Origin of the sequence: Microbacterium insulae (assembly GCF_042677065.1) — a bacterium.
In the GTDB taxonomy this organism is placed as follows: domain Bacteria; phylum Actinomycetota; class Actinomycetes; order Actinomycetales; family Microbacteriaceae; genus Microbacterium; species Microbacterium insulae.
The window spans coordinates 56,264-69,307 of the sequence record NZ_JBHTII010000001.1 but is presented as its reverse complement, the minus strand read 5'-3'; the positions used below and the strand labels follow the sequence as shown (position 1 = coordinate 69,307).

Below are 13,044 nucleotides of genomic sequence, written 5' to 3'. Positions count from 1 at the left end.
TCGGCGGACAGCGACTTGTCCATCCTTTGGAGGCGATGATGGCTCTTTCGACGCGGACGACTTCGTTCACACTTCCCGGCTTCAACTGGCGCCGGGGCAAGCGGGCGTGGGACAAGCACACGTGGCTGTACATGGCGGTGATCGCCGCCGTGGTCCTCGGCGCGATCGTCGGCCTCGTCTGGCCGGACGTGGGCGTCGCACTCAAACCGCTCGGCGAGGCGTTCGTGGGGCTGATCAAGATGATGATCGCCCCGATCATCTTCTGCACGATCGTCGTCGGAGTGGGCTCGATCGCCAAGGCGGCCACCGTCGGCAAGATCGGCGGGCTCGCGCTGCTGTACTTCATGGTGATGTCGACGTTCGCCCTCGCGATCGGCCTCGTCGTCGGCAACCTGCTCCACCCGGGCGAAGGTCTCAACATGGCGAACTCGACCTACGAGGCGACGGGGGAGGCCAAGACCACCCAGGAGTTCCTCCTCGGGATCATTCCCACCACGTTCTTCTCGGCCTTCACCGGCGAGAGTGTGCTCCAGGTGCTCTTCATCGCGCTGCTGGTCGGCTTCGCGCTGCAGCAGATGGGCACCAAGGGACAGCCCATCATGAACGCGGTGAAGCACCTTCAGGCGCTCGTGTTCCGCATCCTCGGCATGATCCTGTGGCTCGCGCCCATCGGCGCGTTCGGCGCGATCGCGGCCGTCGTGGGCAACACCGGCGTCGCCGCCATCTGGGCGCTCGGGACGCTGATGGTCGCCTTCTACATCACGTGCATCCTGTTCATCGTCGGGATCCTGGGCACGCTCCTCTATGCCGTCACGCGCATCAACATCTTCCGTCTCGTGAAGTACCTCGCCCGCGAGTACCTGCTCATCGTCGGCACGTCCTCGTCGGAGTCCGCGCTGCCGCGGCTCATCGCGAAGATGGAGCACCTGGGCGTCTCTAAGCCGGTCGTGGGCATCACGGTGCCGACGGGGTACTCGTTCAATCTCGACGGAACCGCGATCTACCTGACGATGGCCTCGCTGTTCATCGCGAGCGGCATGGGAGCGCCGATGTCGATCGGCGAGCAGATCGGACTCCTCGTCTTCATGATCATCGCGTCCAAGGGAGCAGCGGGCGTGACCGGCGCCGGCCTGGCCACCCTCGCCGGCGGGTTGCAGGCGTATCGCCCCGACCTGGTGAACGGCGTGGGAGTGATCGTCGGCATCGACCGCTTCATGTCGGAGGGGCGTGCGCTGACGAACTTCACCGGAAACGCCGTCGCGACCGTCCTCATCGGTGCCTGGACGAAGGAGCTCGACGCGCAGCGAGCTCGCGATGTGCTCGCCGGCGAGCTGCCGTTCGACGAGACCACGATGGCGGGTGACGACCACGACGGCATGTCGGACGCGCCCGACGCCGTCGGCGTCGCGGGGCTCGAGGAGGCCGCCATCGCCGAGGCCGAGGCGAAGGAGCGGCGCGCGCAGGAGCGCGAGTCCGTCCTCAGTCGCTGACACGCCCCTGAGCCGGGTCCGTCCGCTTCCCGCGGGCGGACCCGCCGCGCGCGGTCAGCTGCCGGGGTCGATCTCGCCCGATTCGATCGCGGCTTCACGTTCTTCGAGGTCGAGTTCGTCCATCTGCTCTTCGACCGACTCCATCGGGTCGAGCGTGGCGGGCGGCAGCTCGAACTCCACTTCGTCGTCCAGCGGGACGTCGCGCTCCTCGTCGGGGATCCGCTCGTGGAAGTCGCTCATGGTGCGATGCCTCAGCCGCTCTTGCGGCGGAACTCTCGCTTGGTGACCGCACCGTGCGTGCCGTGGATGGCCGAATCGGCATCCAGGTGGGCCTCGCCCTCGCGGTGCTGGGAGTTCTTCTTGTCGAGTGCTTCCTTGAACTTGCGCTTCATCTCATCGGATGCCGCGCCCGCCGGCTTCTCGTCGGTGCTCATGCCCCCACCCTAGGCATGGGCGACGACGCGCGCCAGGGAAGCGGCCGGATGCCTCGGCGCGACGGCCTCACTGGTAGGATCGCAAAGGTTGCCCTCGTGGCATCCGCTCAATTCAACATGAGCTCACGGAGCAGGCCGGCAGCTAGCTGGTCCCCTGTGGTGGTCTCCTCTCCTCGGAGGGTGGATTTCCACTGGTGGCCAGTGCTGGCGCGAATCCGCGGCATCCGCCGCGCGCCGAGATCTGCCTGTTCCTGCTCCTTCGATCGCACTCGCGCGCCATACGGGCGCGCGAGTCAAAACAAAGAAGGAGAGACCTCTTGGAAGGTCCTGAAATCACCGCCGCTGAAGCCGTTCTCGACAACGGCCGCTTCGGCACCCGCACCGTCCGGTTCGAGACCGGGCGACTCGCGCAGCAGGCACAGGGTGCCGTCGCCGCGTACCTCGACGAGGAGACGATGCTCCTCTCGGCCACCAGCGCCGGAAAGCACCCGCGCGAAGGCTTCGACTTCTTCCCGCTCACCGTGGACGTGGAGGAGCGCTCCTACGCCGCCGGCAAGATCCCCGGGTCGTTCTTCCGCCGCGAGGGCCGCCCCTCGACCGAGGCGATCCTCGTCTGCCGTCTCATCGACCGCCCGCTGCGCCCGTCGTTCGTCGACGGCCTCCGCAACGAGGTGCAGATCGTCGTGACCGTCCTGTCGATCGCGCCGGGCGAGTTCTACGACGCGCTCGCGATCAACGCCGCGTCGCTGTCGACCCAGATCTCGGGTCTGCCGTTCTCGGGTCCGATCGCCGGCGTGCGCCTGGCGCTCATCCCCGGCCACGGCGAGCACGGCGACCAGTGGATCGCCTTCCCGACCGTCAGCCAGCTCGAGGAGGCCGTGTTCGACCTCATCGTGGCCGGCCGCGTGCTGCCCGACGGCGACGTCGCGATCATGATGGTCGAGGCCGAGGCCACCGAGCACAGCTGGAACCTCATCAAGGCCGGCGCGACCAAGCCGAACGAGGAGATCGTGGCCCAGGGCCTCGAAGCCTCGAAGCCCTTCATCAAGCAGCTGGTCGAGGCGCAGAACGTCGTCGCGAACACCGCGGCGAAGGAGGTCAAGGAGTTCCCGGTCTTCCTGCCCTACAGCCAGCAGACCTACGACTTCGTGGCCGGTCGCGCCTACGACAAGCTCGTGCCGATCTACCAGATCGCCGACAAGCAGGAGCGCCAGAACGCCGATGACGAGCTCAAGGAAGCCGTCAAGGCGGAGCTCCTGGCGGCCGTCGAGTCCGGCGAGCTCCCCGCCGTCGCGACGCTGGAGTTCAGCGCCGCCTACAAGTCGGTGACGAAGACGATCGTGCGCGGTCGCATCCTCGCCGAGGGCGTCCGCATGGACGGCCGGGGCCTTGCCGACATCCGTCCGCTCGACGCCGAGGTGCAGGTCATCCCGCGCGTCCACGGCTCGGCGATCTTCCAGCGCGGCGAGACCCAGATCCTGGGCGTCACCACGCTGAACATGCTCAAGATGGAGCAGCAGATCGACTCGCTGTCGCCGGTGACGAGCAAGCGCTACATGCACCACTACAACTTCCCGCCCTACTCGACCGGTGAGACCGGTCGTGTCGGCAGCCCCAAGCGGCGCGAGATCGGGCACGGCTTCCTGGCCGAGCGCGCGCTCGTGCCGGTGCTGCCCAGCCGCGAGGAGTTCCCGTACGCGATCCGTCAGGTCTCCGAGGCCCTCGGCTCGAACGGCTCGACCTCGATGGGCTCGGTCTGCGCGTCGACCCTGTCACTGCTGAACGCCGCTGTGCCCCTGCGCGCGCCGGTCGCCGGCATCGCGATGGGCCTCGTGTCCGACGAGGTGGACGGCCAGACCCGCTACGCGGCGCTGACCGACATCCTCGGCGCCGAGGACGCCCTCGGCGACATGGACTTCAAGGTCGCCGGCACGAGCGAGTTCGTCACGGCCATCCAGCTCGACACGAAGCTCGACGGCATCCCGTCGTCGGTGCTCGCGGCCGCGCTGACGCAGGCCAAGGAGGCCCGTCTCACGATCCTCGGCGTCCTCAACGCCGCGATCGACGGCCCCGACGAGATGGCCCCGACCGCCCCGCGCGTCATCAGCGTGCAGATCCCGGTCGACAAGATCGGCGAGCTGATCGGGCCCAAGGGCAAGACGATCAACGCGATCCAGGACGAGACCGGCGCCCAGATCTCCATCGAGGAGGACGGCACCGTCTACATCGGCGCGACAGACGGGCCGTCGGCCGAGGCCGCCCGCGCCCAGGTGAACGCGATCGCCAACCCCACCAACCCGGAGGTCGGCGAGCAGTTCCTCGGAACTGTCGTCAAGATCGCGACGTTCGGGGCGTTCATCTCGCTCCTGCCCGGCAAGGACGGCCTGCTGCACGTCAGCGAGGTCCGCAAGCTCGCCGGCGGCAAGCGCGTCGAGAACGTCGAGGACGTGCTCGGTGTCGGCCAGAAGCTGCTGGTGCGCATCACCAAGATCGACGACCGCGGCAAGCTGTCGCTCGAGCCGGTGCTCGAGGAGGCCGCCGACCAGGAGGGCTCCGCTGCTGCCAGCGAGGGTCCGGGAGACGCTCCCGCCGAGGGCTGATCCTTCGATCTCCTTCCGGATGCCCGTCCTCTCCGTTGCGGAGGGGCGGGCATCCGTCGTCGAGGTGGATGCCTCTTCCCGCGCCTCCTCGTGATGAAAGCGTTATGCAATGTTTACCGATCGGACGCGTCCCTGACCGGTCGTGTCCCCGGTCTGGCCTACCCTCGAAGTACGCGCCGGGGGGTGCGGAATCGGTGATCACGGCGACACCCGCGGGCGTCGCCGTGAGGGGGTGACTCATGGCTGTCTTCGGCGTTGGCTCGGCGCTCTCCTCGCCGAGCGCGCAGAACCCCGCGCCCGGTCACGTCCATCCCTCCGCGCCCATTCCCGTGCAGGGTCCGTCGATCGGCTCACAGGTGCGCGTCCCGCTCGGTGAGAGCGGCTTCGACGTGTTCCCGCTGATCCTCGGCGGCGCGGAGTTCGGGTGGAACGTCGACCTCGAGTCGAGCCACGCCATCCTCGACACGTACGCCGAGCTGGGGGGCAACGTCGTCCACACGTCCGACAGCTACTCCGCCGGCCGCAGCGAGCACATCGTCGGGCAGTGGATCCATTCGCGCGGCCTGCGCGAAGACGTCGTCCTCGCGGTGCGCGTGGGCGGTCACGCCGACAACCCGGGCCTCGGGCCGGTGAACCTCATCCGTGCGGTCGAGGCCTCCCTCACGCGGCTGCGCACCGACCGCATCGATGTGCTCTACCTCGACGCCACCACCGATACGGCGTCCGCGCTCGAAGACACGCTCGCCACCGCGGAGTGGCTCGTCGAGACAGGCAAGGTCCGTGCGATCGGCGCTGTCGGCTACACGCCCGCTCAACTGGTCGAGGCGCGCATCTTCTCGTCCGCCGGATTCCCGCGCATCACCGTGCTCGACGTGCCGTTCAACGTTCTTCGTCGCCACGAGTTCGACGCCGACCTCCGACTCGTCGCGGGGGCGCAGAGTATGGCCGTCACGCCCTCCCACGCCCTCGAGCATGGGTTCCTCGCCGGTCGCCAGCGCACGCGCCTGCGCGGCACGCTCTCGGTGCGCGGCGCGCAGCTGGCCGCCAACCTGAACCGCCGCGGCAGCCGCACGCTGCGCGCGCTCGACGCGGTAGGCGGCGAACTCGGCGTCCCCGACGCCGCCGTCGCGGTCGCCTGGCTGCTCGCGCAGCGCCTCGTCACCGCCCCGATCGTGAATGCCTACGCGCCCGAGCACGTCGAGGAGCTCGTGCAGGGGGTCGGGGTCCGCCTGAGCAGGGCGCAGCTCGCCGACATCGCCCGCGCCTCCGAGTAGACGCGCGGGAGCGGCATCCCACGGCTGTTCACCCGCGCCGCGCCGCACCGGCACCCGAGGGGCCACGCCGCCCGTGACGTAGGGTGGAAGAGGTGTCCGTTGTGGGCACGCGAACCCCGACGGAGTGAGCTGCGTGACGCACTACATCTACCTCGTGCGGCATGGTGAGCATCAGGATGCCGAGCACGGTCTCGTCGACGGTCCACTGTCTCCGCGCGGGCGCCGCCAGGCCGGATTCCTCGCAGACAGGCTCTCGGGCGTGCCGTTCGACGCGGTGTGGCACTCCCCGTTGGAGCGCGCGAGCCAGACGGCCCGTGCCGTGCAGGAGCGCATGCCGTCCCTGCGGCCGGAGCCGTCGGCGCTGCTGTTCGACTGCGTTCCGACGGGCATGACCGAGGAGACGCCGTCCGCGTTCGAGCCGTTCTTCGGCTCCGTCACGGAGGCCGAGGTCGAGGCCGGTCGCGCGCAGATGGCCGACGCCGTGAGCGAGTACCTCACACGCAAGCGCGGCGAGGTCCACGAGCTCCTCATCACCCACAACTTCGTTATCGCGTGGTTCGTGCGGGAGGTCCTCCAGGCACCGGACTGGCGCTGGATGACCCTCAACCAGGCGCACTGCGGGCTGACCGTGATCGCACAGAAGCAGGGCCGGCCCTGGACGCTGCTGTCCCACAACGACATGGCGCACCTGCCGGTCGAGCTCCGCACGGGCCTCCCCGAGGTCTACCCGGTCTGATCAGGCGCCGTCGAGCACCTTCGCGTACCACCGCGACGCGTTGGGGTTGTCGTTGTAGGGCTCGATCTCGACGAAGCCCGAGCGGGCGTACAGCGCCCCGGCGGCCTCCAGCGAGTGATGCGTGTCCAGCACGAGTTCGCGCGCCCCGAGCTCCCGCGCGCGCTCCTCGAGACCGTCGAGCAGCAGTCGCCCCCAGCCTCGCCCACGCGTCTCGGGCCTCAGGTAGAGGTGCTTGACCTCGTAGCGGGTGCCGCGCTCGCCGTCGGCGATGTGACGGATGCCACCGCATCCGACCGCCCGCCCGGCGTCGTCGTGGACCAGCAGGAAGACCCCGGCCGGCGGGACGAACGCCGCGGGCAGCGGAAATGTCGTCGTGTACGCGACGCCCTGAGCGCCGAATCCCTCCGTGCGGTCCTGGAAGTACTCGGCGAGAAGCTCGCGGGCCTCGGGGGAGTCGACGGGGGATTCGCGCAGTGCAGCCACCCCCACAGCGTATTCGGCGCGGGCGAGGCCTGAGGCGGGCGCACCTAGGATGGAGCGCATGACGACGCGCGTGGCCATCGTGGGAGGAACCGGCAAACTGGGCGGGATCATCCGCGACGTGATCGAGCGCGAACCGGAGTACGACGTCGTCGCGGTCCTGTCGTCGAGGTCGGATCTGGCCGAGCTCGACGGTGCGGACCTGGTGGTGGATGCCTCGACCCCCGCGGTGTCGATCGACGTGGTCCGCGCGGCGGTCGAGCGCGGCATCAATGTGCTGGTCGGGACGTCGGGCTGGTCGGCCGAGCGCATCGCGCTCGTGCGTCCGCTGGTCGACGCCGCGGGCACCGGCGCGGTGTTCATCCCCAACTTCTCGCTCGGCTCGGTCATCGGCTCGGCGCTGGCTGCGACCGCGGCGCCGTTCTTCCCCTCGATCGAGATCGTCGAGGCGCACCGCGAGACGAAGGTCGACTCGCCGAGCGGGACGGCGGTGCGAACGGCCGAGCTCATCGCCGCGGCTCGCAGCGACGCGGGGCCGGTCGAGTCCCCGCACGTCGACCAGCGCGCCCGGGGTCAGCAGGTCGCGAGCGTCCCGATCCATTCGCTGCGCCGCCCGGGCGTCGTGGCGCGACAGGAGACCGTCCTGTCGGGTGCCGGCGAATCCCTCACGATCGTCCACGACACCGTCGAGCCGGCGCTCGCGTACGGTCCCGGCATCCGGCTGGCGCTCGCCGCCGCGAAGGATGCGACCGGCGTGATCGTCGGCCTCGACAGCTTCCTCGACATCGGCGTGCGACACCCGCGCCGGCGGTCGGCCGACGGCCCCGTCGACGAGGGGGGAGTCCCCGGTCAGGTCGCGCAGGTCACGAGCACATGAGTGCACGCATCGGCGTCGCCGTCATGGCGGTGCTGCTGGGGCTGTACATCGTGCTCGTCGCCCAGCGCGCGTGGCTCCTGCTCATCAGCGGTGATCCGATCGGGGTCGCCATGGGCGTCGCCCTCGTGGTTCTTCCCGTGATCGCCGCGTGGGCGCTCGGGCGTGAGCTGTGGTTCGGCGTGCGCGCCGAACAGCTCGGTCGCCGCCTCGCGGCCGAGGGAGCCCTGCCGTCAGAGGAGATCACGGTGCGCCCGAGCGGGCGGGCCGTGCGGGCCGAGGCCGACGCGCTCTTTCCCGCCTATCGGGCCGACGTCGAGGCGAACCCCGAGGACTGGCGCGCGTGGTACCGGCTCGGCCTCGCCTACGACGCGTCCGGCGATCGCAGACGTGCCCGGGAGGCGGTGCGCCGCGCCATTCGGCTGGAACGCGCCGGGCCGGGTCGCTGAGCGGTCATCCCGCCGGCGGGACCGCTGCCGCGACCGCCTCCTCCACCGTGGGGTGGTGGAACGTGAAGCCCGACTCTTCGAGCACCCTCGGCGCCACGTCCGCATCGGTCGTGAGCAGCGCCTCCACGGCGTCCGAGCCGAGAGCCGCCTTCATCGCCCACACCGGCGCGCGAAGCACGAAGGGCCTGTTGAGGCGCCGCGCGAGCGCGAACCCGAGGTCGTTCGCGGTGGCGCGGGTCGGGCCGGTGAGGTTGACCGGGCCGGTGATGCCGGCGTCGATCACGTGCCGGATGGCCCGGATCTCGTCGTCGAGCGAGATCCACGGCCATACCTGCGTGCCCCGCCCTATCGGGCCGCTGACCCCCAGCTTCGTCAGCAGGAGAAGCGGTTTGAGAACGCCCCGCTCGTGGATGATCGGTGCCGTCCGCAGCATCGAGACCCGCGCATTCTCGCCGGCCGTCTGCGCCGCGGCCTCCCATTCCCCGCAGACGTCGGCGAGGAACGAGTCGCCGCGCGGCGACGTCTCGTCGAGGTGTGCACCCGGCGCGGAGCCGTAGTAGCCCACCGCCGATGCCGAGACGAAGGCCGGAGCGTCCGTCCCCAGCTCGCGCACCGCCCGCGCCAGCGCCTGCGTCGGCGTCACGCGCGACCAGAGCAGCGTGTGCCGGTAGCCCGCGGTCCACGGGAACCGGCCGATGCTCGCGCCGTTCAGACCCACGACCGCCTCCGCGCCCGCCAGAACGTCCGGGTTCAGCGGCGCATCGTCCACGAGCCACGTCACCTCGTCGGAGGCCTGCGCCTCGTGGCGGACGAGCCGGGTGACCTCCACGCCGTCGGCGCGGAGGTCGTCGACCAGGGCGGATCCGATGAGGCCGGAGGCGCCGGCCACGACGACGCGCCGGCCGGACTCCCGCCGCGCCGGATCAGGCAAGCGTGGCCTCGAGGGTGATCTCGATGCCCGCGAGCGCCTGCGACACCGGGCAGCCCGCCTTCGCCTCGTTCGCGAGCCGCTCGAAGTCCTCGGGGTCGAGCCCCGGCACGACGGCATTGACGTTGAGGTGGCTGCCGGTGATCCCCGTGCCGGGTTTGAAGGTGACGGATGCCGTGGTGTCGATCGACTCCGGGGGCGTGCCGTTCTCGGCGAGGGCGAGCGAGAAGGCCATGCTGAAGCACGACGAGTGGGCCGCGGCGATGAGCTCCTCGGGCGTGGTGACCGAGGTCGAGCCCTCGCTGCGGGCCTTCCAGTTCACGTCGTAGGTGCCCAGTCCCGACGAGACGAAGGTCACCTCGCCGGAGCCGTCGAACAGGCCGCCCTTCCAGGCGGTGGTGGCTTCGCTCGTGACCGTCATGGGTGCCTCCCGTCGCTGCGCCCGACGTCCGGGCGTCTCGCGGTCAGCCTAACGTTGGGCCTGAGGCGGCGCGACGGGTTGACGACGAATGCTCAGGCCGAGGCGGTCCGCGTACGGCCGACGACGCCGAGCCGCTGCAGGAGCAGGTACAGCTGGCACCCGAGGCACAGGCCGAAGGCCGCGTTGAGGAAGGCCGCAACGAAGGCCATCGCCGCAGCGATCACGAGCGCCCACGGCACGCCGGCGAGGTGAAGCGCCAGGCCGGCCGCGGTGACGACGAGACCCACCCCCTGCGCGAAGCGCGGAGGACGAGGGTCCTCGCGCTCGGTCGGCGGAGCCAGGCGCGGAGCGACCGCCGTGCGGTACAGCGCCGCCCACGGCGCGGTGCGAGGGGACAGCACGCCCCACAGGAAGAGCAGCGCGATCAGGAGCAGCAGCACGAATGCGGGATCCTGCGCGCGCTCGGCCGGCGTCGCGGCGGTGATGGCCCACCCCGATGCGCTCTGCGCGGCAGAGACGCCGATGAGCCCGAGGAAGACGTCGATCAGGAGCAGCAGCGAAGTGATGCCGGCGACGAACCGGGGACCTCGGGGGTCGATGCCGCCTCCGGCCGGCGCATCCTCGACGTCAGACATGGGCGCCCTCCGCTGTCAGGCGCTGGAGCTCGAGCTCGAGGACATCGCGGCTCGGGGTTCCGCCGAAGCGGGTGCGGACGACGCCGTCGCGATCGAGGACCAGTGTGGTCGGGGTCTGCAGCACGTGGAAGTGCCGGGCGATGTCGGGGCGATGCGTGAGATCGACGTCGAGGTGGCGCACGCCCTCGTGGGCGTCGGCGATCGCCGACAGCGTCCGGTGGACGCCGGGGCAGCGGGCGCACAGCTCGGTGCTGAACTGCAGCAGCGTGGCCGTCTCGCCGAGGCCGTCGGCGCCCAGGCGCTCCGGCTCGACGACCTCGTGCGGCACGTGCCGTCGCGGCCGCGACTGCACCCAGCGCAGATACAGGCCGGCGCCGATCGTCAACGCCAAGAGGACGGCGATGCCGACGAGCGCGGGGACGAGGTTCACAACACATGAGGGTATCTCTGTTCAACTGAATGGAACCCGGATGCCTCGAATGTGACGCTCCGGACGTAACGAAGCCGCGTGGGGGAGGGCGCGGGTATCGTGGCAGCCGTGACCGGCGCGATCCCGACCCCCTACGAAGACCTGCTGCGAGACGTCCTGGAGCACGGCACCCACAAGGACGACCGCACCGGCACCGGGACGACGAGCGCCTTCGGGCGTCAGATCCGGTTCGATCTGTCTCAGGGCTTCCCGCTGGTGACGACCAAACGCGTGCACTTCAAGTCCATCGCCTACGAACTCCTGTGGTTCCTGCGCGGCGAGTCCAACGTCAAGTGGCTCCAGGACAACGGCGTCACCATCTGGGACGAGTGGGCCGACGCCGAGGGCGAACTCGGTCCGGTCTACGGCGTGCAGTGGCGCTCGTGGCCCACCCCCGACGGTGCCCACATCGATCAGATCTCCCAGGTCGTCGAGCAGATCCGCACGAACCCCGACTCGCGCCGCCTCCTCGTCTCCGCGTGGAATCCCGCCGACATCCCCGACATGGCGCTCGCCCCGTGCCACGCGATGTTCCAGTTCTACGTCGCCGACAGTCGGCTGTCGTGCCAGCTGTATCAGCGCAGCGCCGACCTCTTCCTCGGCGTGCCCTTCAACATCGCCTCGTACGCGCTGCTGACGCTGATGGTCGCCCAGCAGACCGGTCTCGAACCGGGCGACTTCGTCTGGACCGGTGGCGACTGCCACATCTACGACAACCACGTCGCGCAGGTCCGTGAGCAGCTCACCCGCGAGCCTTTCCCGTACCCGACCCTCCGCTTCGCCCGCACGCCGGAGTCGATCTTCGACTATCGGTACGAGGACTTCGTCGTCGAGGACTACCAGCACCACCCCGCGATCCGCGCCGCGGTCGCCGTATGACGGTACCCATCGGCCTCGTGTGGGCGGAGGCCGCGGCCGGCGTGATCGGCGCCGACGGCGGCATGCCATGGCACGTGCCCGAAGATCTGGCGCACTTCAAGGAGGTCACCGCCGGGTCGCCGGTCGTGATGGGACGACGCACCTGGGAGTCTCTTCCTCCTCGATTCCGTCCCCTGCCCGGCAGGCGCAACATCGTCGTCACGCGCGCCGCCGACTGGTCGGCGGACGGTGCGGAGCGCGCGGCGTCGCTCGCCGCCGCCCTTGAGGCGGCGGAGAGCTCCGACCCCCAGCGGGTCTGGGTCATCGGCGGTGGCGAGCTCTTCCGAGAGGCGATCGGGCACGCCGACAGACTCGAGGTGACCGAGCTCGACCTCGAGGTGAGGGGCGACACCTTCGCCCCCGATCGCTCGGGCTGGCAGGTCGTCGCCGCCGACCCGCACGAGGGATGGCACACCTCGGGCAGCGGCATCCGGTATCGATTCCTGCGGTACGAGCGACCGGCTTAGGCTTTCGGGCATGGCGAAGACGGCGGTCATCACGGGCGCGAGCTCGGGTCTCGGTGCGGAGTATGCGCGGCAGCTGGCCGCGCGCGGGGCCGATCTGGTGCTGGTGGCCCGCGACCGCGAGGCGCTCGAGCGTCTCGCCGGAGAGCTCACCGCGCGCCACCGCGTCGATGCCGAGGTGATGGACCTCGACCTGCTCGTCCCGCGCCAGCTGCGACGGCTCGAGCGACGCCTCGCCGATGCAGGGCGCCCGGTCGAGATGCTCGTCAACAACGCAGGCTTCGGGCTGCCGCTCGCCTTCGAACGGAACGACGTCGACGACGAGGTGCGCCACCTCGAGCTTCACGTCGAGGTCCCGATGCGACTCACCCACGCTGCGCTCGGTCCCATGCTCGCCCGAGGCCGGGGGCGCATCGTCAACATCGCCTCCGTGGCCGGATTCACGCCGCGCTCCACGTACGGCGCCTGCAAGGGGTGGCTCATCAGCTTCAGCCGATGGGCCAACGGCGCCTACGCGCCACGGGGCGTCACGGTGACCGCGGTCTGCCCGGGGTTCACGCACACGAACTTCCACGAGCGCGCGGGCCTGCCCCCCGGGCAGGAGGGGATCCCCGGCTGGATGTGGCTCGACGCCCCGACCGTCGTCAGCGAGTCGCTGCGCGACATCGCCCGAGGACGCGCCGTGTCGATCCCGTCCGCCAAGTACAAGGCGCTCGTGACCCTCGCCCGCTTCGTCCCGTCGTCGGTCGTCGCCCGTGCCGCCGCGAGAGGCCGCTGAGCGGCATCCGGTTCGCCATCTCGCGAGCCGTCTTCTCGTCACACGGCGGACTGCGCGGCGGGAAGGGGAGAGGCGGCGGGGAGCGGCATCCCGA

General features: G+C 70.3%; 16 protein-coding genes. 9 read left to right on the top strand and 7 right to left on the bottom strand.

Annotated features, from left to right (window positions below):
* Nucleotides 1-38: 38 nt before the first annotated feature.
* The gene (locus tag ACFQ0P_RS00350) at nucleotides 39-1,490 is read left to right on the top strand and encodes a cation:dicarboxylate symporter family transporter (protein ID WP_204979765.1); all 1,452 of its coding nucleotides are present in this window, start codon (nucleotides 39-41) and stop codon (nucleotides 1,488-1,490) included.
* 54 nt (nucleotides 1,491-1,544) lie between these two features.
* On the opposite strand, the gene ACFQ0P_RS00345 is transcribed toward ACFQ0P_RS00350, so the two are convergent.
* Together ACFQ0P_RS00345 and ACFQ0P_RS00340 are read right to left on the bottom strand one after the other, a co-directional pair.
* Nucleotides 1,545-1,730 (bottom strand): hypothetical protein, encoded by a 186-nt coding sequence (locus ACFQ0P_RS00345; protein ID WP_204979764.1) that lies wholly within the window; start codon nucleotides 1,728-1,730, stop codon nucleotides 1,545-1,547.
* A gap of 11 nt (nucleotides 1,731-1,741) precedes the next feature.
* Nucleotides 1,742-1,924, bottom strand: a complete 183-nt coding sequence (locus ACFQ0P_RS00340; RefSeq protein WP_204979763.1) for a DUF5302 domain-containing protein — start codon at nucleotides 1,922-1,924, stop codon at nucleotides 1,742-1,744.
* A gap of 317 nt (nucleotides 1,925-2,241) precedes the next feature.
* On the opposite strand from ACFQ0P_RS00340, the gene ACFQ0P_RS00335 reads away from it, so the two are divergent.
* The 3 genes from ACFQ0P_RS00335 (at nucleotide 2,242) to ACFQ0P_RS00325 (ending at nucleotide 6,534) form a co-directional block, all read left to right on the top strand.
* Nucleotides 2,242-4,524 (top strand): polyribonucleotide nucleotidyltransferase, encoded by a 2,283-nt coding sequence (locus tag ACFQ0P_RS00335; protein WP_204979762.1) that lies wholly within the window; start codon nucleotides 2,242-2,244, stop codon nucleotides 4,522-4,524.
* Between the two features lie 239 nt (nucleotides 4,525-4,763).
* The gene (locus tag ACFQ0P_RS00330) at nucleotides 4,764-5,798 is read left to right on the top strand and encodes an aldo/keto reductase (protein WP_204979761.1); all 1,035 of its coding nucleotides are present in this window, start codon (nucleotides 4,764-4,766) and stop codon (nucleotides 5,796-5,798) included.
* Nucleotides 5,799-5,931: 133 nt separating this feature from the next.
* The gene (locus ACFQ0P_RS00325; RefSeq protein WP_204979760.1) at nucleotides 5,932-6,534 is read left to right on the top strand and encodes a histidine phosphatase family protein; all 603 of its coding nucleotides are present in this window, start codon (nucleotides 5,932-5,934) and stop codon (nucleotides 6,532-6,534) included.
* On the opposite strand, the gene ACFQ0P_RS00320 is transcribed toward ACFQ0P_RS00325, so the two are convergent.
* Nucleotides 6,535-7,017, bottom strand: coding sequence for a GNAT family N-acetyltransferase (locus ACFQ0P_RS00320; protein ID WP_378770969.1), 483 nt, complete (start codon nucleotides 7,015-7,017; stop codon nucleotides 6,535-6,537).
* Nucleotides 7,018-7,075: 58 nt separating this feature from the next.
* On the opposite strand from ACFQ0P_RS00320, the gene ACFQ0P_RS00315 reads away from it, so the two are divergent.
* Both ACFQ0P_RS00315 and ACFQ0P_RS00310 read left to right on the top strand, forming a co-directional pair.
* Nucleotides 7,076-7,891 (top strand): 4-hydroxy-tetrahydrodipicolinate reductase, encoded by an 816-nt coding sequence (locus tag ACFQ0P_RS00315; RefSeq protein WP_204979758.1) that lies wholly within the window; start codon nucleotides 7,076-7,078, stop codon nucleotides 7,889-7,891.
* The gene (locus ACFQ0P_RS00310; protein ID WP_204979757.1) at nucleotides 7,888-8,337 is read left to right on the top strand and encodes a hypothetical protein; all 450 of its coding nucleotides are present in this window, start codon (nucleotides 7,888-7,890) and stop codon (nucleotides 8,335-8,337) included. Before ACFQ0P_RS00315 ends, ACFQ0P_RS00310 begins: the two co-directional genes overlap by 4 nt.
* A 4-nt stretch (nucleotides 8,338-8,341) precedes the next feature.
* Here the strand turns inward: ACFQ0P_RS00310 and ACFQ0P_RS00305 are convergent, their stop codons facing one another.
* From ACFQ0P_RS00305 to ACFQ0P_RS00290, 4 genes are all read right to left on the bottom strand, one after another.
* Entirely contained in the window at nucleotides 8,342-9,268 is a 927-nt protein-coding gene (locus ACFQ0P_RS00305) for a TIGR01777 family oxidoreductase (protein WP_204979756.1), read from the bottom strand.
* On the bottom strand, nucleotides 9,261-9,686 hold the full coding sequence (locus ACFQ0P_RS00300; protein ID WP_204979755.1) for an OsmC family protein: 426 nt from the start codon (nucleotides 9,684-9,686) through the stop codon (nucleotides 9,261-9,263). Before ACFQ0P_RS00300 ends, ACFQ0P_RS00305 begins: the two co-directional genes overlap by 8 nt.
* 92 nt (nucleotides 9,687-9,778) lie before the next feature.
* Entirely contained in the window at nucleotides 9,779-10,321 is a 543-nt protein-coding gene (locus tag ACFQ0P_RS00295; RefSeq protein WP_204979754.1) for a DUF4395 domain-containing protein, read from the bottom strand.
* On the bottom strand, nucleotides 10,314-10,751 hold the full coding sequence (locus tag ACFQ0P_RS00290; RefSeq protein WP_204979753.1) for a TlpA family protein disulfide reductase: 438 nt from the start codon (nucleotides 10,749-10,751) through the stop codon (nucleotides 10,314-10,316). Before ACFQ0P_RS00290 ends, ACFQ0P_RS00295 begins: the two co-directional genes overlap by 8 nt.
* 108 nt (nucleotides 10,752-10,859) lie before the next feature.
* On the opposite strand from ACFQ0P_RS00290, the gene ACFQ0P_RS00285 reads away from it, so the two are divergent.
* Genes ACFQ0P_RS00285 through ACFQ0P_RS00275 form a run of 3 tightly spaced genes read left to right on the top strand, consistent with a single transcriptional unit; the run spans nucleotide 10,860 to nucleotide 12,950 of the window.
* Nucleotides 10,860-11,669 (top strand): thymidylate synthase, encoded by an 810-nt coding sequence (locus ACFQ0P_RS00285; protein WP_204979752.1) that lies wholly within the window; start codon nucleotides 10,860-10,862, stop codon nucleotides 11,667-11,669.
* Complete coding sequence (locus ACFQ0P_RS00280) at nucleotides 11,666-12,175, top strand: dihydrofolate reductase (RefSeq protein ID WP_204979751.1); 510 nt, start codon at nucleotides 11,666-11,668, stop codon at nucleotides 12,173-12,175. Before ACFQ0P_RS00285 ends, ACFQ0P_RS00280 begins: the two co-directional genes overlap by 4 nt.
* Nucleotides 12,176-12,185: 10 nt before the next feature.
* The gene (locus ACFQ0P_RS00275; protein WP_204979750.1) at nucleotides 12,186-12,950 is read left to right on the top strand and encodes an SDR family NAD(P)-dependent oxidoreductase; all 765 of its coding nucleotides are present in this window, start codon (nucleotides 12,186-12,188) and stop codon (nucleotides 12,948-12,950) included.
* Nucleotides 12,951-13,044 lie beyond the last annotated feature (94 nt).